The sequence below is a fragment of the Rothia amarae genome, from assembly GCF_042677725.1.
In the GTDB taxonomy this organism is placed as follows: Bacteria; Actinomycetota; Actinomycetes; order Actinomycetales; family Micrococcaceae; genus Rothia; species Rothia amarae.
Window position 1 is genome coordinate 18255 of record NZ_JBHUCN010000001.1, and the last position, 16376, is coordinate 34630.

14 protein-coding genes are annotated in these 16376 nt (G+C 50.7%); 10 read left to right on the forward strand and 4 right to left on the reverse strand.

What is annotated here, in order from left to right:
* Window positions 1–91: 91 nt before the first annotated feature.
* The 5 genes from ACFR81_RS00090 to ACFR81_RS00110 all read left to right on the forward strand — a co-directional run bounded on the left by ACFR81_RS00090 (window position 92) and on the right by ACFR81_RS00110 (window position 5955).
* Window positions 92–322 carry a hypothetical protein gene (locus ACFR81_RS00090; RefSeq protein ID WP_068172236.1) on the forward strand — a complete coding sequence of 77 codons (231 nt, stop codon included), beginning with the start codon at window positions 92–94 and terminating at the stop codon, window positions 320–322.
* Between the two features lie 175 nt (window positions 323–497).
* On the forward strand, window positions 498–848 hold the full coding sequence (locus tag ACFR81_RS00095) for a histone-like nucleoid-structuring protein Lsr2 (protein ID WP_068172233.1): 351 nt from the start codon (window positions 498–500) through the stop codon (window positions 846–848).
* 418 nt (window positions 849–1266) lie between these two features.
* Window positions 1267–3924 (forward strand): ATP-dependent Clp protease ATP-binding subunit, encoded by a 2658-nt coding sequence (locus ACFR81_RS00100; protein ID WP_343876497.1) that lies wholly within the window; start codon window positions 1267–1269, stop codon window positions 3922–3924.
* Window positions 3925–4016: 92 nt separating this feature from the next.
* The gene (locus ACFR81_RS00105) at window positions 4017–5006 is read left to right on the forward strand and encodes a type IV toxin-antitoxin system AbiEi family antitoxin (RefSeq protein WP_068172230.1); all 990 of its coding nucleotides are present in this window, start codon (window positions 4017–4019) and stop codon (window positions 5004–5006) included.
* Window positions 4993–5955, forward strand: a complete 963-nt coding sequence (locus tag ACFR81_RS00110) for a hypothetical protein (protein WP_068172227.1) — start codon at window positions 4993–4995, stop codon at window positions 5953–5955. The genes ACFR81_RS00105 and ACFR81_RS00110 overlap by 14 nt, the downstream gene beginning before the upstream one ends.
* Window positions 5956–5988: 33 nt before the next feature.
* Here ACFR81_RS00110 and ACFR81_RS00115 read toward each other — a convergent pair whose 3' ends face one another.
* Complete coding sequence (locus tag ACFR81_RS00115; protein ID WP_145174011.1) at window positions 5989–6951, reverse strand: HhH-GPD family protein; 963 nt, start codon at window positions 6949–6951, stop codon at window positions 5989–5991.
* Between the two features lie 78 nt (window positions 6952–7029).
* On the opposite strand from ACFR81_RS00115, the gene ACFR81_RS00120 reads away from it, so the two are divergent.
* On the forward strand, window positions 7030–7842 hold the full coding sequence (locus ACFR81_RS00120; protein WP_343876498.1) for a hypothetical protein: 813 nt from the start codon (window positions 7030–7032) through the stop codon (window positions 7840–7842).
* A gap of 89 nt (window positions 7843–7931) precedes the next feature.
* Here ACFR81_RS00120 and disA read toward each other — a convergent pair whose 3' ends face one another.
* From disA to ACFR81_RS00135, 3 genes are all read right to left on the reverse strand, one after another.
* Entirely contained in the window at window positions 7932–8978 is a 1047-nt protein-coding gene (gene disA, locus ACFR81_RS00125; RefSeq protein ID WP_343876499.1) for a DNA integrity scanning diadenylate cyclase DisA, read from the reverse strand.
* A gap of 91 nt (window positions 8979–9069) precedes the next feature.
* Window positions 9070–10470, reverse strand: a complete 1401-nt coding sequence (radA, locus tag ACFR81_RS00130; RefSeq protein ID WP_343876500.1) for a DNA repair protein RadA — start codon at window positions 10468–10470, stop codon at window positions 9070–9072.
* A gap of 66 nt (window positions 10471–10536) precedes the next feature.
* Window positions 10537–11844 carry an FUSC family protein gene (locus tag ACFR81_RS00135; protein ID WP_343876501.1) on the reverse strand — a complete coding sequence of 436 codons (1308 nt, stop codon included), beginning with the start codon at window positions 11842–11844 and terminating at the stop codon, window positions 10537–10539.
* 221 nt (window positions 11845–12065) lie between these two features.
* On the opposite strand from ACFR81_RS00135, the gene pstS reads away from it, so the two are divergent.
* From pstS to pstB, 4 genes are all read left to right on the forward strand, one after another.
* Entirely contained in the window at window positions 12066–13172 is a 1107-nt protein-coding gene (gene pstS / locus ACFR81_RS00140; protein WP_369796775.1) for a phosphate ABC transporter substrate-binding protein PstS, read from the forward strand.
* 190 nt (window positions 13173–13362) lie between these two features.
* Complete coding sequence (gene pstC / locus ACFR81_RS00145) at window positions 13363–14331, forward strand: phosphate ABC transporter permease subunit PstC (protein ID WP_145173996.1); 969 nt, start codon at window positions 13363–13365, stop codon at window positions 14329–14331.
* Between the two features lie 2 nt (window positions 14332–14333).
* On the forward strand, window positions 14334–15434 hold the full coding sequence (gene pstA, locus ACFR81_RS00150) for a phosphate ABC transporter permease PstA (protein ID WP_343876502.1): 1101 nt from the start codon (window positions 14334–14336) through the stop codon (window positions 15432–15434).
* A gap of 72 nt (window positions 15435–15506) precedes the next feature.
* Window positions 15507–16286, forward strand: a complete 780-nt coding sequence (pstB, locus tag ACFR81_RS00155; RefSeq protein ID WP_343876503.1) for a phosphate ABC transporter ATP-binding protein PstB — start codon at window positions 15507–15509, stop codon at window positions 16284–16286.
* The last annotated feature ends 90 nt before the right edge of the window (window positions 16287–16376 follow it).

Genomic DNA, 16376 nt, shown 5'->3' on the forward strand with positions numbered 1-16376 from the left:
CTCAAAAACGTTGCAGTTCATTTCTGAAGCCGCGTTTTTGAGGTTTTCGCATTATGGTTGAACAGTACCCGTCTAAGGTAAGTGAGTTGGTATGGACTACATCATCGCAATTATTCCCTCGGTGTGCGCCGGCATCCTGTTGTATTTGATTTTGCGTTGGATTACGCGTGCCGATCGTACTGAACGCACGGTTCAGCGAGAAATGCAGGACGACGCTGCGCAGTGGTATGAAAATGTGAAGCGCTCAGAAGGAACTAAGAATCCATTTGGCAAAGAGAGCGGAGAAAAATCTTCTAAGGATTCAAATATGAATAAGTTTTAAAGTTATATCCTGATTTCTCCGAATAATAGATTATTGATATATTATAGAAATCAAGAAGCTAATTTAGCTTAAATTTGTCGATGTTACTCATGCTAGTGACCAAGAGTCGTATTTTGAAAAATATCCTCTCTCAATTCGGCAGTTATAGCTTTGTCTTAAACTCAGGAGAAATAAAATGGCTCAGAAGGTAAAGATTATCCTTGAAGATGATCTTGATGGTGGCCCCGCAGAAGAGACGGTTCGGTTTGGTCTAGACGGCGGCCAGTACGAGATCGATCTCTCTAGCGCAAACGCTGCACGTCTGCGTGATGCTATTCGCCCCTTTGCGACGAAAGCTCGTCGTGTTCAGGGCGCACGCACCCCTGGTCGTCCTGCCGGTTCACGTAACACTGGCGCGACTAAGCGTAACCCTGAAACTGCATTGATTCGTCAGTGGGCTAAGGATAATGGTTACGACGTTTCCGAGCGCGGTCGTATTCACCAGGATATTCAGGATAAGTACTATGCAGCTCAGAAGCAGAACTAATCTTTAAATCTGAAAAGGAGGGGGCGAGCAAAAGCTTGCCCCCTCCTTTTGCGTAGGAAAGATGGGGGGCGGTTTAGTCGAGTGGACCGGTAGGTTTATATGCGGAATTTACTTAAATTTATTGGCTCATTTTTTCAACTCTGACTATTGCTAAATTAAATTTTCTCAAATTCGTCCCCATTTATGGCGGCAAATTGAATTGTCATTATTCTATACATTTACTTGGAGTCTCCACCTCAATAGCTGTGTTAATTTAACAAATACTCTGCGGTGTTATCTCAGCGGCATTTCTGAACCATGCTGAAAGCTGAGGGCAGAATACGCCAGCAGAGAGCTTTCACCCCGTGCGAACAGTAGAGTTTTCCCCCTCAAACCCAAGTAATCTTTTTCCTAACGTTAGATTTGTTAGGAGTGTTCAATGTTTGAACGATTTACCGACCGTGCGCGGCGCGTGGTGGTTCTTGCGCAGGAAGAAGCGCGCATGCTCAATCACAACTATATCGGCACGGAACACCTCCTGCTGGGCTTAATCCATGAGGGCGAAGGCATCGCCGCTCGTGCGCTTGAATCCATGGGAATTACCTTGACCGCCGTGCGAGAGCAGGTTCAGGACATTATTGGTTCTGGTCCTCAGGCTCCCAGCGGTCATATTCCTTTTACTCCGCGCGCAAAGAAGGTTCTCGAACTTTCAATGCGGGAAGCTATTCAGCTGAACCACGGATACATCGGAACTGAACACATCCTTCTCGGTATGGTTCGCGCCAATGAAGGTGTAGCTAATCAAGTTCTTTCCAAACTGGGTGCAGAACCAGCAAAGGTTCGCCAGACTGTCACTGATATGATTTCTGGTTACCCCGGTAACGGTGAAGGCAAAGAGACTGCAGGCGTCGGCGCTGGCCAGTCTAAAGAAGGAACCCCTGCTGGCTCCGCCATCCTCGATCAGTTCGGCACCAACCTCACCGCAGCAGCGCGTGAAGGCAAGCTAGATCCGGTTATTGGTCGCGGCAATGAACAAGAGCGCGTTATGCAGGTGCTCTCCCGCCGTACCAAGAACAATCCTGTACTCATCGGTGAGCCTGGTGTAGGTAAGACCGCTGTAGTTGAAGGTTTGGCACAGTCCATCGTTCATGGTGACGTTCCAGAGACCCTCAAAGACAAGCACCTTTACACCTTGGACTTGGGCTCATTGGTGGCAGGTTCCCGCTACCGCGGTGATTTCGAAGAGCGCTTGAAGAAGGTTCTTAAAGAAATCCGCACTCGCGGTGACATCATTCTTTTCATCGACGAAATCCACACCCTGGTGGGCGCAGGTGCCGCTGAAGGCGCCATCGACGCCGCATCAATCCTCAAGCCTATGCTGGCTCGTGGTGAGCTTCAGACCATTGGTGCAACCACTTTGGACGAGTACCGTAAGCACATTGAGAAGGACGCCGCACTTGAGCGTCGTTTCCAGCCCATTCAGGTTGATGAGCCTTCGCAGGCTCTCGCCGTCGAGATTCTCAAGGGTGTCCGCGATAAGTACGAGGCACACCACCGTGTTTCCATCTCTGACGAAGCGTTGGAATCTGCAGTCAACCTTTCGGCTCGCTACATCTCCGATCGTTTCTTGCCCGATAAGGCAGTAGACCTCATTGATGAGGCAGGCGCACGTCTGCGTATTCAGCGCATGACCGCTCCTCCTGAAATCAAGGTTCTCGAAGAACGCATTTCTAAGCTGAAGTCCCAGAAGGAAGCTGCAATCGCGGCTAACGAATTCGAGAAGGCCGCTGACCTTCGCGATAAGGAACAGAAGCTTATCCAGGAAAAGGATGAACAAGAAAAGGCATGGCGCGCTAACGGCGATGCTTTCGGTGAGGTAACTCCCGAGGTCATTTCTGAAGTTCTTGCTGCTTCTACCGGTGTCCCTGTTTACAAGATCACCGAAGAAGAATCCGGTCGCCTGCTCAAGATGGAAGACGAGCTGCACAAGCGCGTCATCGGTCAGGAAAACGCTATCAAGGCGCTTTCACGTGCCATCCGCCGTACCCGTGCAGGTCTGAAAGATCCGAACCGCCCCGGCGGCTCATTCATCTTCGCTGGTCCCACCGGTGTAGGTAAGACTGAGCTTGCGAAGTCGCTGGCAGAGTTCCTCTTTGGCGACGAATCAGCGCTCATTACCTTGGATATGTCCGAGTACCAGGAAAAGCACACCGTTTCACGTCTGTTCGGTGCGCCTCCCGGATACGTCGGCTTCGAAGAAGGAGGCCAGCTGACCGAAAAGGTTCGTCGCAAGCCCTTCTCCGTCGTCCTGTTCGATGAGGTTGAAAAGGCACACGCTGATCTCTTCAACTCCCTTCTCCAGATTCTCGAAGACGGTCGTTTGACCGACTCCCAGGGGCGCGTAGTGGACTTCAAGAACACCGTTATCATCATGACCACCAACCTGGGTTCACGCGACATGGCTCGCAAGGTTCCCGTTGGTTTCCAGGGTGGCGGCGATCCCAGCGGTGACTATGAGCGTATGCAGGCTCGTGTGATGGAGGACCTCAAGGAGCACTTCCGCCCCGAGTTCCTCAACCGCGTTGACGACATCATTGTGTTCCCGCAGCTTTCCGAAAAGGAAATCTTGCAGATTGTCGATCTCTTCGTAGGACGCTTGGCTAAGCGTCTTGCAGAGCAGGACATGAGCATCGAGCTCACCGACTCTGCCAAGATTCTGATGGCCACCAAGGGCTATGATCCCTCGATGGGCGCCCGTCCGCTTCGCCGCGAAATGCAGCGCAATATCGAAGATGTTCTCTCTGAAAAGATTCTGTTCGGTGAAATCAAGGCGGGAGACAAGATCACCGTTGACGCCGAAGGTGAGGGTGATTCGGCGAAGTTCACTTTCTCATCCCAGCCGATGAGTGAGATGGATGAATCTGCAATGGATTTCTCGGCTTATGAAAATAAGGACGACGAAATTATCCCCGCAGAACCTCAAGCTCAGGTAGCTAACGAAGCTGCCGAGCACAAGGCGGAAGAAGAGCAGGCAGATTCTTCTGAAGAGAAGAGCGCTCATATTGATCTTCCCAAGACTGGCGAAGATACTGAATAGGTAGTTCTCTGCGTGTAGAGGGGGGCTCCGCAATAATGCGGGGTTCCCCCTTTTTTGTTCACAAAAATAATTTGTTCACATATTATGAACATATGAAAAATGTGAACGAACCTGGATGGGCAGAGCAGATCGAGGAGCGTCTTAAAGATTTGGGATTGAGCACCTTAGAATCTGAACAAGGTGATGGAACACTTCTTCCTTTGCTTAGGGAGTATCGAGACAGCACAAAAAACAGCGTAAACGCGTTCCTGTTTTTATTAGAGGTTGGAGGGCTCTCTCATAAAGATAATTCCATTGAAGAAAGTGATTACCTTCTGTGTTTACCTTATGTCTCTCGTTCGATGCATGAATGGTTACGGGATCAAAAGCTAAATTTTATCGATGCTTCGGGCAATGCTTGGATTGATGTACCAGGAACGAGAATTTGGGTGGAAGGCCGCCCCAAGTCCGTTCCTTCCTATGGCACAATTGGTAAGTCTCGAGCCTTTAAAGCTACAGGTTTGAAGATTATCTTTGTCTTGCTTGTCTGGGAGGAACTTCTCAACTCAACGGTGAGAGAAATAGCGGACGCTGCAGGTGTCTCCATTGGAGCTGTCTCGAATACACTCAAAGATTTGGTGCAAGAAGGTTACCTAAGTGTCGAAGGACGACACCGGCGATTTAGAAACATGCGTCAGTTGCAGCAGCGCTGGATTGAACATTATATAACTGAGCTCATTCCCAAACTTAAGACGCGTCGAGTCCAAGGGCCTACTCCAAAAGAGTGGCGCGAAGTAATCGAAGACGAAAATTTGAGCCGCTATTCGATGAGTGGTGAAAATGCTCTGGCTTTACACGGACTCGGAATCGCACCTGAAAATACATTGCTGTATGGGCACTACCCCTGGCGCGAAGTCATAATGAAATTCCGTCTAATTCCAGACGCACATGGAAACACTCTGTTGCGAGAACAATTCTGGAACAATCCACTGGGCGACAATAAAACGCCGAAACTTTTGATATATGCAGATGTTTTAGCCACTCAGGATAGTCGACAAATCGAAATTGCAGAAAAACTAAGAGTGGAATTTGAAGAGTTTTAAAGAGTCACCTATACAAGATGTATTTGCCTACCTTTCTCTCCTGGTTCGGGAACTAGATGCAGTTTTTGGAACCCATCAATATATGATGATTGGTTCTTACGTCAGGGATATTTATATTTGTGTGAAAGCCGGTTTTGAAGCGCCAAGGAGTACCCAGGATGTAGACTTCAGCGCACTTGTGGTAGCTGAAGAAACTTTTCTCGAACATTTAGAAGCGGTAGGTAGAAAATCTGGACCAAAAGAAGGAAACCGAATTACTTGCCGTGTTCTCAATGGTACTGATGTGGATATCTTGCCCTTCGGCACATCTTCTGTTGGAACTCTCTTCAGACACAGGGAAGCAGAATGGGACGTTACAGGGCATGAAGAAGCATATCGATTCTCAGAAATAGTAGAGCTTTCTGCTGACCCTCAAATTTCAGTTCGCATACCTACGATAGATTGCATGTTGGGTTTGAAAATTATTGCTTGGGATATGCGCCAGCAGGAAGGCAATTATAAAGATGCTCAAGACTTTTTCTATCTTCTTAATGCGGGCGTTGTTATTGAGGTAAAGGGCAATGAGCTTTGGGAACAATACCAAAATTTGTTGGAACAGGCAGAATATGATGCTGAAAAGGCAGCGGCTTTACTTATAGGCATAAAGTTGAGAGAGCATTTTACAGGAATGGCGCTTGACCGTGTTTTGAATATTCTGAAAGATACTGAGCAGAGGAGATACTTCTTTACTGTGGCAGATGGGCGGGGTGTGTCAAAGCCCCTCGTCGAGAATGCTTTTTCCCAGTTCGAGTTTTTTATGAGGGTCTTATCTATGACAGGAAGGAATAAGCCAACTAAGGTTTACCCCCGCCCTTGTTTACGATGTTCCTTCGACTGGCCAATCAGCTCGTTACCCTCTTGCAGAGTCAGGCGTGCTACTTGCCACAGAGGGAGTGACTTATTGCCCTAATACGTTGGGCAATACCCGCATGATTTTAGAGCTCTAGAGCGAAACCTTGCCATCGCGTTCTTGAGCTAGCCCATCTGAAATTAGTCCGTTGTAGCAGCGGATAACCTGGTCAGTTGGAGAATTTAGCTTTTTGAGGTTTTCTAGTGCTGGAACATTTTCGTCAGGGTATTTCAAATCTGCGGTAGCGGGGGAGAGTAAGAAGTCCCGAGGTAGAGGACCTGTGGCTTCGCGCAGTACCGCCATCATGGCTCCGCGGAGTTGGCGATCGGTGCCCGCCCATGCTTGTCCGCGAGGTACATAGTCGGGTTCAGGCTTGCCGGCCAGTATCCAGGCGCATTCTGCCTGAACAGGGCAGGCTTCGCATTGAGGAGACTTCGCGGTGCAGATAAGGGCTCCTAGCTCCATGGTGGCGGCGTTCCAGAGCACTGATTCCTCTAGACCATCTGGCATGAGTGCTTCAGCTAAACGTGTTTCAGCGGCAGTGAGCGATTTTGAGGGGAGCGCTTTACCCAATACTGCGCGTGCATGGACGCGGCGAATATTAGTATCAATTACTGTGGCTCGACCCCCGAAAGCGAAAACGGTAATGGCGGCAGCGGTGTAGGAGCCTACTCCGGGTAAAGCCAGTAAATCTTCGTAGGAAGCAGGCACCTGTCCGTCGTGTTTCTCAACAATGGCCTGGGCGGCGGCGTGAAGCCGCAGAGCGCGTCTGGGGTATCCCAGTCGCCCCCATGCTCGGACGACTTCCGACGAGTCGGCTGCAGCTAAATCGGCAGGGGTGGGCCAGCGTTCCATCCATGTCTTCCAGATGGGCAAAACACGGACTACTGGAGTCTGTTGCAACATGAATTCGCTGACCATCACAGCCCATGCTGTGCGGTCTTCTGCGCGCCATGGAAGGTCACGGGCAAAGCGTTCAAACCACTCAATTATATTCTGATGAAGGTATATAACTTTTTGCTGGTTGAGTTGGGATTTTGTCGAAGAAGAAGCCACTTCAATACCTTAGATGATTTCAAGTAAAGATAGCGAATAGTTGTCTCGAACGCCTGAAAAAACAGGTACTCTATACACATGTCTGAAAACGATTATGAAGAAGTCTCTAGCGTCGCTACCGAACCTTCCCCTGATGTGTATCGCCGTCGTCGCCTCCTCGCACTTGCTGCGCTTTTGCTCGTTTTGCTCCTCCTTATTTGGGGCATCGTCGCCATGGTGAGAGCCATGAGTGGAAATAATAACGAAAACGACGCGGCAACCGTAGCTACCGCGTCAAGCTCGGCTGAGCCCTTTAGCGACTTTAGTGAACGCCCCTCAGAATCGGCTTCTTCTTCTGCTAGCGCTTCAGCATCTGCTTCAGAAAACTCTTCCGCATCTGCAAGTGAGTCTTCTGATCCTTCAGCCTCGGCAACAGACATCGCGGCAGCGAGTGAATCAGCGACCCCTTCTGCTGAGCCTTCCGAAACTGCTACCCCTGCCCCCGAGGAAACTACCCCCGCAGTAGCTACTGCTTGCACCGCGCAGAACTTGAATGTAACTCTGAGTGCTGACCAGAAAACTTACGCGGCAGGTCAGAACCCTGCACTGGCAGTTACTTACACCAACACTGCTGGCGATCCCTGCTTGGTAGGCGGTGAAGCGCCCCAGGTAGACATCAACATCACCTCCGGTCCCGCCCAGGTCTTCAACCTAGCCCAGTGCCAGAAAGAATCCACTCCTGAAGCAGAGCTCGCTGCTGGAGCGACCGAGACCAAGGTAATCACTTGGGATCGTAAACTCAACGCTTTGGGTTGCGGTACTAATCAGACTATTAAGCCGGGATATTACTGGGCAACTGCCACCGTCAACGGTGTTGCATCGGAGCCTACTCGCATCGTAGTCACCGGTTAGAGCTGACTACCTTTCTTCTTGGGAGGAAAGAATGAAAAGGGGGAGGTGCTCATCTGAGCACCTCCCCCTTTTCTATAACCTCTTCAGAATTACATAAAGCGTTCGAATAGAGAAGACTCCGCCATCCGTGAGAGAGATTCCCGGATGGTTCGGGCACGATGTTCACCGATGCCGTCTACAGCCTTGAGTTCATCCAAATTAGCGGCCATCAGACCTTGCAGTCCGTCGAACTGCTCTACCAGGCGCTCGACGACGGCACCCGGCATTGTTTTTACGTCAGCAAGGAGACGGAAGCCGCGGGGAGAGAGGGCCGAATCAAGGTCGGTCCCAGCAAGTCCAACGGTTTGAGCGATGATGGAAAGATCTACGATGTCTTTATCGTCAAGTTTTTGAAGTTTCTCTACTGCGCTCTGTACGGCGCCTTCGTCGAGTTCTTCGCAGGTGAGGTAATCGCGCAAGATGATTTCTGTGTCGGGCATTTCAGGGCGGGTAAGTTCTTCATGCTGAAGAGCAATGAGGCGTCCGCTGGTACCCAGTTCCAGAATGTAGAACCCCACTTCGATTGAGATTCGGCGTACCATCTCCATGCGTTGCAGGGTGGTGGCGACATCTTTCATCGTTACGTTAGCTTCGATTTCTAAAGATGAGAGCGACTGCAAAACCTGTTCTAACCGATTGGTATAAGACTCAAGAGTCTGAATAGCCTGGTTAGCGCGGCTCATTAACGATTGGGTGTCTTCAACCGTGTATCGGAGACCATTGACGTAGACAGAAATCAGGGACATCGAGGAACTAACGGAAATAACGGGGAACCCGGTTTGTCGTGCCACTCGCTCTGCAGTTCGATGTCGGGTGCCCGACTCATGGGTTTCGATACTGGGATCGGGCAGAAGCTGCACACCAGCGTTCAATAACATGGTGGCTTCTTTATCACAGATAATCGCGCCGTCCATTTTGGCGAGTTCCCTCACACGGGTTGCTGAGAACTCGGTATTAATGGCAAAACCACCAGAAGAAATGGACTGAACTGTTTTGTCATTGCCCAGAACAATGAGCGCACCGGTATGACCACGCAGGATCCTTTCTAGACCTTCACGCAGTTCAGTACCCGGAGCGATTCGGGCAATAGTTTTCATCAGAGAATCACTATAAACAGTCAGCACCTTCTTAGTTTAAGGCAGGGAATGCAATGTTCAGACAAAAATTCTTGTGATGCTGAGCTGGCGGTTAGTTTTTACCTTGCGGAAAGAGAAGCGCTAGAGCTTCGGGGAGAGACGCTACTTCTCTGACCGATACATTAGCGGGGACTTCTCCCACACCGTTAGGAGACGCTGGAACGATAACGTGAGTGAATCCCAACCTGCCGACCTCTGCAATGCGTTGGCGGATGCCTGGAACCGCACGTACCTCTCCTGCTAGTCCAACCTCACCAAAGACTGCAAGCTTGCGGGGGAGCGGCTTGTCCTGTGCCGCCGAGGCAAGCGCCATGACAGCGGCAAGGTCGGCTGCTGGCTCGGAAATTTTGGCGCCACCCACGGTAGAAATGTAGCAATCGAGTTTGCCCACATTGAACCCCGCGCGTTTTTGCAGAACCGCTAGGAGCATGGAGATGCGTGCGTTATCAAGACCAGAGGTGGCTCGGCGAGGTTGCGGAGTTGCCGATTGGTCAAGAAGAGCTTGAATCTCGGCAAGGAGAGGGCGCCGTCCTTCCATCGTGACCGTCACGCACGTCCCAGCTACCGGGTGCGGAGTGCGGGAGACGAACAGCCCGGACGGGTCGGTGACGGGCGCGATGCCGTCTTCGTGCATATCGAAGCAGCCGACTTCATCGGTAGGGCCAAAACGGTTCTTGATAGCTCGCAACATACGAATTGCGGAGTGCTTATCGCCCTCAAACTGGCAGACGACGTCCACCAGATGCTCCAAGAGACGGGGGCCAGCAATGGTTCCTTCTTTGGTGACGTGTCCGACCAAAAGAGTGCACATGTTGCGTGCTTTTGCCACGAAGATAATAGAAGCTGCGACTTCCCGCACCTGAGTTACACCGCCAGCTGAACCTTCAACTTCACCGGACGCAAGGGTCTGGACAGAGTCCACGATGAGGAGCGCGGGATTGACCTGCTCAATATGCGCCAGCGCCGTAGCCAAATCAGTTTCTGAGGTTAAGTAAAGAGTCTCTGCTACTGCTCCAATGCGATCGGCACGCAATTTCACTTGCGCTGCAGATTCTTCACCGGTGATGTACAGGACGTCTCGGGATTTTTGTTGCCCCGGATTGCGCGCAAAAGTAGCTGCGACGTCGAGCAACAGAGTTGATTTACCAACGCCGGGCTCACCTGCCATCAAGATAACCGCACCGGGGACTAAGCCTCCACCGAGCACACGGTCAAATTCTGAGTTTCCCGTGCCCATGTATTGGGCGATGGTGGAATCCACCTGAGCAATGGGTTGAGCAGGGGATTGCACAGATGACGCCGCAGTTGTTTTAGCGACTATTGAGCCGCCTTTTTCTTCAACGGTTCCCCACTGCTGGCATTGACCACACCTACCTACCCATTTGGCGGTGGTCCAGCCACATTCGGTGCACCGGTAGGTGTTGGCGGTTTTAGAAGTTTTGCGAGGACTCATAGGTTTATCGTAGGTGAGAAAAATATCTAGATAAGGCTCTTTTTCGGAAGGCAGAAAAGAAGTCTCTTATTCATCATCAAGAGGTTTCTCTTGCTGTTTTCTAAGAACGATGTTGAGCGCTCGTGTGTCATCTGGCTTGAGATTTTCAGTGTTGTCTTCTTCGTTAAAAGTATTTACAACGCGTGATGTTTGCTCAACGCGCTTTATCTTGTTGGTGCGAGGAGCATGTTCGGTCATGGATTCGCCCAGCGGAATCAGCAACTTAGAGGCATCCTTGTGGTTCAAGCCCGTGGCTTCCAAAAGATCAGTAACTAGTGGTCGTAGCATCAGCACCAGCGATTCAGCTTCTAACGTTTTCACACCCATGAGACTAGGCTCTAGGGTGCTACTAACGCCACTTAATGTTCGTCTCACCCGAAGGCGAAGTGCTGCTCTATCTTTCTGATCTGAGAGGTAGAAAACTTCCCCTAAATCTGCGACAGCTACTGAAATCTGTCGTAAGACATCGGAAATAGATTCAATAGCATCTTGAGATATCCGTACATGATTAATCGTCGATGCCATCCGCCTGTTCAACACGCGTGTGTTGCGAATTGCCAAATCTAATCCAGTGAGAATGTTTGAGTATTCATCTAGCTCTTCGCGGTATCTTCTACCTAGCATCGAAAGCTTAGCCATACCTTTAGCGGTAATGACATCGCCCTTGGCCGCTTCATAAAGTGGTTCCAAGCTACGCGCTTGCTCTAGCGCCGACTGAGCTTTATCCCAGTCGTAGCGATCAATAGATTCTGCAGAGTTTCGTAATACATCTGCAAATGATTCGGAGAGCTTTTGTAGGTTCGTGCGTGGTTCTGCCCTGGGATCTTTGGGGAAGAAAAACATTAGCAAGAAAGCGAAGAGACCACCCACAATAGCATCGACACTTCGGGCAAAGACACCATCTGATGTGGGAACCATTAGCACCACAAGACAGGATTGAAGCCCCATCTGAATCGTAAAGATGATGCCGTTATCTAAAAAGCGGGCTATTTGAATGGAAAGAAATAGAACCACAGCCGCTTGCCAGATCCCTCGACCGAGTAACAGCATCAGCAAATCGCCGATAAAAATTCCGAGTGTCACTCCGATTGTTACTTCAAGCATTCGTCGAGAATGAGTGGCGCCTCGCACGTAGCCCAGAGAAACGATTGCTGCTGTTGCCGCGAAGATTGGTTCATGATGTCCCAGCACGGAATGGGCGAAAGCATATGCACCAATTCCTGAAACAACAATTTGCAAGGACTGAAAAAACCCCTGCCGAACGCGCGTCATGCCTTCATGAAAACGAGTGGCGATTTGTTGTCCAAAGTCAGATTTGGTTTCATCGAGGCTCATAGCTTTAAGTCTAGGCAGAGGTTCCTGAATAAGGACTATTGAACGTTGTTAAACGTCTCTCAGAGTTAACTTTCTATTTACCTCTCCCTCTAAAACAGGCTACCTTTCACTCATAGAGTCAAACGTTGTAGGGTCCGAAAGAATTCATTATTCGGGCATTTCACACATGAGGGGAGCCGACGGCGTGCTTCCTCACTCGGCTCGTTGTAAAGGAAATTTTCTTGAAGACTAAGGCATTCGCAGGCGCTGGTTCTCTTGCACTCATTGGCATGCTCGCTCTTTCAGCATGCGGTTCAGATAACGCAACCGGCACTTCTACCGGTGATAAAGCATCTGACTCAAACATCTCCGGTTCTTTGAAGGGCATCGGTGCTTCTTCTCAGAAGGCTGCAATTGATGCGTGGGAAGCTGGCTTCACCTCCTCCAACTCCAAGGCAACCGTAAACTACTCACCCGATGGATCGGGTGCAGGTCGTAAGGCTCTTCTTGCTGGCGGTGCTCAGTTCGCTGGTTCGGATGCTCACCTTTCCTCTGATGAATACGAGCAGTCCAAAGAGAAGTGCGGCCCTGAAGGCGCAATCGATATTCCTGTTTACATTTCGCCTATCGCTATCGCTTACAACCTTCCCGGTGTTGATTCCTTGAACCTGGATGGCGAGACCATCGCAAAGATTTTCAAGGGTGACATTAAGAAGTGGAACGACGATGCTATCAAGAAGCAGAACGACGGCGTTGACCTTCCTGATACCAACATCACCGTAGTCCACCGCTCTGACGATTCTGGTACCACCGAGAACTTCACCGAGTACTTGGCTAAGGCATCCAACGGTGCTTGGGATAAGGAAGCAGACGGCAACTGGCCTTCAGATTACGCAGGTGAATCCAACAAGGGTACCTCCGGCGTCGTTTCTACCACCACATCTACCGAGGGTGCAATCACCTACGCTGATGCTTCAGCAGTGGGCGACTTGGGTAAGGTCAAGGTGAAGTCAGGTGAGGAATACGTGGAGCTTTCACCTGAAGCTGCAGCAAAGACTGTTGAGGTTTCAGAAAAGGTTGGCGGCATGCACGCTAACGATATGTCCCTGGACATCAACCGCACCCCTGAAGAAGCTGGCGCTTACCCTGTAGTGCTCGTTTCCTACCACATCGTTTGCTCACAGTACGACAACCAGGAAACTGTTGACCTCGTCAAGGCATACGAAAACTACGTCATCTCCGAAGATGGTCAGAAGACTGCAGCTGATTCAGCTCACTCAGCTCCTCTAACTGACACCTTGCGTGAAGATGCGAAGAAGGCAATTGACGCAGTAAAGGTTGCTGGCTAGTAATCTCCAAACAGTACGGTGTGGCCGAGTTCTTAGAACCAGGCTGCACCGTACACGGCGTTGAGGGGACACCGCGGATTACGCCGCGAAGCATACAGAGAGAAACCACATCAACGAATAAACTCATGGGCTCACTAGCTGAAGTCAGGATTGAGACATTCGTTCTAAGGACAAAAGGCATCAACCAGATATGTCAATTACTTCTGATTCACCGAACGGGCCGAGCACCCGTCGTAATAGCTCTAAAGAACTTCCCGACGTAGGCAACCCGGCAGCAGATAAAATTTTCTCGGGTATCTCCCTGAGCGCAGGCATTCTCATCCTCGTTGTTCTCGCTGCAGTTGCAATCTTCCTTGTAGCGCAGGCGCTACCGGTATTTTCTGCAAATGCCGAAGAACTTACTGCAGGTAGCTTCCTGAAATATATTTGGCCTCTGACCATTGGTACTCTCATTGCATCGGCCATTGCTTTGTTGATTGCTACTCCGGTGGGCATTGGCGTGGCGCTCTACATTTCCCACTATGCACCCCGCCGATTCGCTAAGACCATCGGTTACATTATTGACCTTTTGGCAGCGATTCCTTCGGTTATCTTCGGTGCATGGGGCGCGGCAGTGCTGGCACCCAAGATTGTGCCTTTCTACGACTGGCTCGCTGCTTACTTCGGCTGGCTACCCATTTTTGCCGGCCCTGCTTCGCAAACCGGTAAAACTATCTTGACCGCCGGCATCGTTCTGGGCATCATGATTCTGCCCATCATCACTTCAATGTGCCGTGAAATTTTTATTCAGACTCCCAAACTTCAGGAAGAAGCGGCGTTGGGTCTGGGCGCTACTCGCTGGGAAATGGTGAAGATGACTGTTTTCCCCTTCGCCCGTACCGGTATCGTTTCATCCGTCATGTTGGCTCTTGGTCGTGCTTTGGGCGAGACGATGGCAGTTACCCTGGTGCTTGCATCCGGCCCGCTCAACGCTTCCCTTATCCAATCCGGCAACCAGACTTTCGCTTCGGAAATCGCCTTGAACTTCCCTGAAGCATACGGATTGCGCATGTCCGAGCTTATCGCCGCCGGTCTGGTGCTGTTTGTCATCACCTTGATCGTCAACGTGATTGCTCGTATGATCACCAGCCGCTACAAAGAATTCTCAGGAGCTAACTAAACATGAGCTCAGCAGCAGTAACTTCTTCCCGCTTTACCAGCGGACAGGCTCCCAAATGGTTGACCCCCGTGGTGGGGTTGGCAGCTATTATCTTGGGCGCGGCTCTTTCCGCACTCATCGGATTCTCGGTGGCAACCTGGGCGCTTTTCGCCGGACTCATCTTTGTGATCGCCGGGCCAATTCTCATTGGCATAATTGAAGGACGCCGAAAGGGCAGCGATGCTTTCGCCCGCTTCCTGGTGTACGGTACCTTCCTCATCGCTCTGATTCCTTTGGTTTCAGTTCTCTGGACTGTTCTCTCCAAGGGAATCCCCGGTCTTTCTGGCAATCTGCTGACTACCTCCATGAACGGTGTTACCGGCGTCGTCGATAACAAGACCGCTGCCGGCGATCAGCCCATACTCGGTGGTATCTACCACGCGATTATCGGCACCTTGGAAATCACTGCGCTAGCCACCATCATTTCGGTTCCCATCGGATTGCTCACCGCTATCTACTTGGTGGAATATGCAACCGGTGGACCGCTCAGTCGGGCTATCACCTTCTTCGTTGACGTGATGACGGGTATCCCTTCAATCGTGGCTGGTTTGTTCGCGGCGTCGTTCTTTGCCTTCGCAACCGGCAGCCCTTCAACTCGTACCGGTTTTGTAGCTGCAGTAGCGCTATCGGTTCTGATGGTTCCTACCGTGGTACGCAACGCTGAAGAAATGCTACGTATTGTGCCGAACGAATTGCGCGAAGCATCCTACGCGCTGGGCGTACGTAAATGGCGCACCATTATGAAGGTAGTTATCCCCACCGCAATCTCAGGTATCGCATCTGGCGTTACTCTGGCAATCGCACGTGTGATTGGTGAAACTGCTCCCATTCTGGTGACTGCTGGATTCGTCAACTCCATCAACTTCAACGCTTTCAGCGGATGGATGGCAACCCTGCCCACCTACATCTACTATCAGATCATGACTCCGACCAGCCCCACCTCGCCTCAGGTTTCTGAAACCCGAGCATGGGCAGCTGCGTTGATTCTAATTTTGATTGTGATGCTTCTGAACCTGACTGCACGAGCCATCGCTAAGGCATTCGCACCTAAAACCGGCCGCTAGAATCACCGGTAAAACCCCAATAGATTTCGATAGCTCAGCTATTCCACAAATTCTTGAGTAAAGGATAAAACATTGTCTAAGCGCATTGATGTTGAGGATCTCAACGTATATTACGGCGACTTCCTGGCGGTTGAAGATGTCAACATGACTATTGAGCCCCGCTCCGTCACCGCGTTCATTGGTCCCTCTGGTTGCGGTAAGTCAACTTTCCTCCGCACCCTCAACCGTATGCACGAGGTTATTGCCGGTGCACGCGTTGAAGGCAAGGTCATGCTCGATGGCGATGACCTCTACGCTAAAGGTGTAGACCCCGTTTTGGTGCGTTCACAGGTGGGCATGGTTTTCCAGCGCCCTAACCCATTCCCTACTATGTCTATTCGTGAAAACGTGTTGGCTGGTGTTCGGTTGAACAACTGCAAGATTGCCCGCTCCGATGCTGATGATCTGGTAGAGAGCTCTTTGCGCGGTGCTAACTTGTGGAACGAAGTGAAAGACCGTCTTGATAAGCCGGGTTCTGGTCTCTCCGGCGGTCAGCAGCAGCGTTTGTGCATTGCCCGTTCAATTGCTGTTCGACCCAACGTGATTTTGATGGATGAGCCCTGCTCGGCTCTTGACCCTATCTCAACCCTGGCTGTTGAAGACCTCATCAACGAGCTGAAAGAAGAGTACACGGTGGTTATTGTGACTCACAATATGCAGCAGGCTGCTCGTGTTTCGGATAAGACCGCGTTCTTCAACATTGCAGGTACTGGCAAACCCGGCAAGCTGGTTGAATACGCTCCTACCCAGGAAATCTTCAACAACCCCAAGCAGAAGGCAACCGAAGACTACGTTTCCGGTCGCTTCGGTTAAGCCCAGTCTTTGCGGTTGAATAGGTTATTTATCAGGTTTTGATTTTCTCAACCTAGTACAGCACAGCGGAGCCCTTCCAGGAGGAAGGGC

Bases quoted from the DNA above. Each gene is read 5' to 3' on its own strand.
- ACFR81_RS00100 (WP_343876497.1), top strand. From the start codon at position 1,267: ATGTTTGAACGATTTACCGACCGTGCGCGGCGCGTGGTGGTTCTTGCG.
- ACFR81_RS00095 (WP_068172233.1), top strand. From the start codon at position 498: ATGGCTCAGAAGGTAAAGATTATCCTTGAAGATGATCTTGATGGTGGC.
- radA (WP_343876500.1), bottom strand. From the start codon at position 10,470: ATGAGTCCTCGCAAAACTTCTAAAACCGCCAACACCTACCGGTGCACC.
- ACFR81_RS00090 (WP_068172236.1), top strand. From the start codon at position 92: ATGGACTACATCATCGCAATTATTCCCTCGGTGTGCGCCGGCATCCTG.
- disA (WP_343876499.1), bottom strand. From the start codon at position 8,978: ATGAAAACTATTGCCCGAATCGCTCCGGGTACTGAACTGCGTGAAGGT.
- pstA (WP_343876502.1), top strand. From the start codon at position 14,334: ATGAGCTCAGCAGCAGTAACTTCTTCCCGCTTTACCAGCGGACAGGCT.
- pstC (WP_145173996.1), top strand. From the start codon at position 13,363: ATGTCAATTACTTCTGATTCACCGAACGGGCCGAGCACCCGTCGTAAT.
- ACFR81_RS00120 (WP_343876498.1), top strand. From the start codon at position 7,030: ATGTCTGAAAACGATTATGAAGAAGTCTCTAGCGTCGCTACCGAACCT.
- ACFR81_RS00135 (WP_343876501.1), bottom strand. From the start codon at position 11,844: ATGAGCCTCGATGAAACCAAATCTGACTTTGGACAACAAATCGCCACT.
- ACFR81_RS00105 (WP_068172230.1), top strand. From the start codon at position 4,017: ATGAAAAATGTGAACGAACCTGGATGGGCAGAGCAGATCGAGGAGCGT.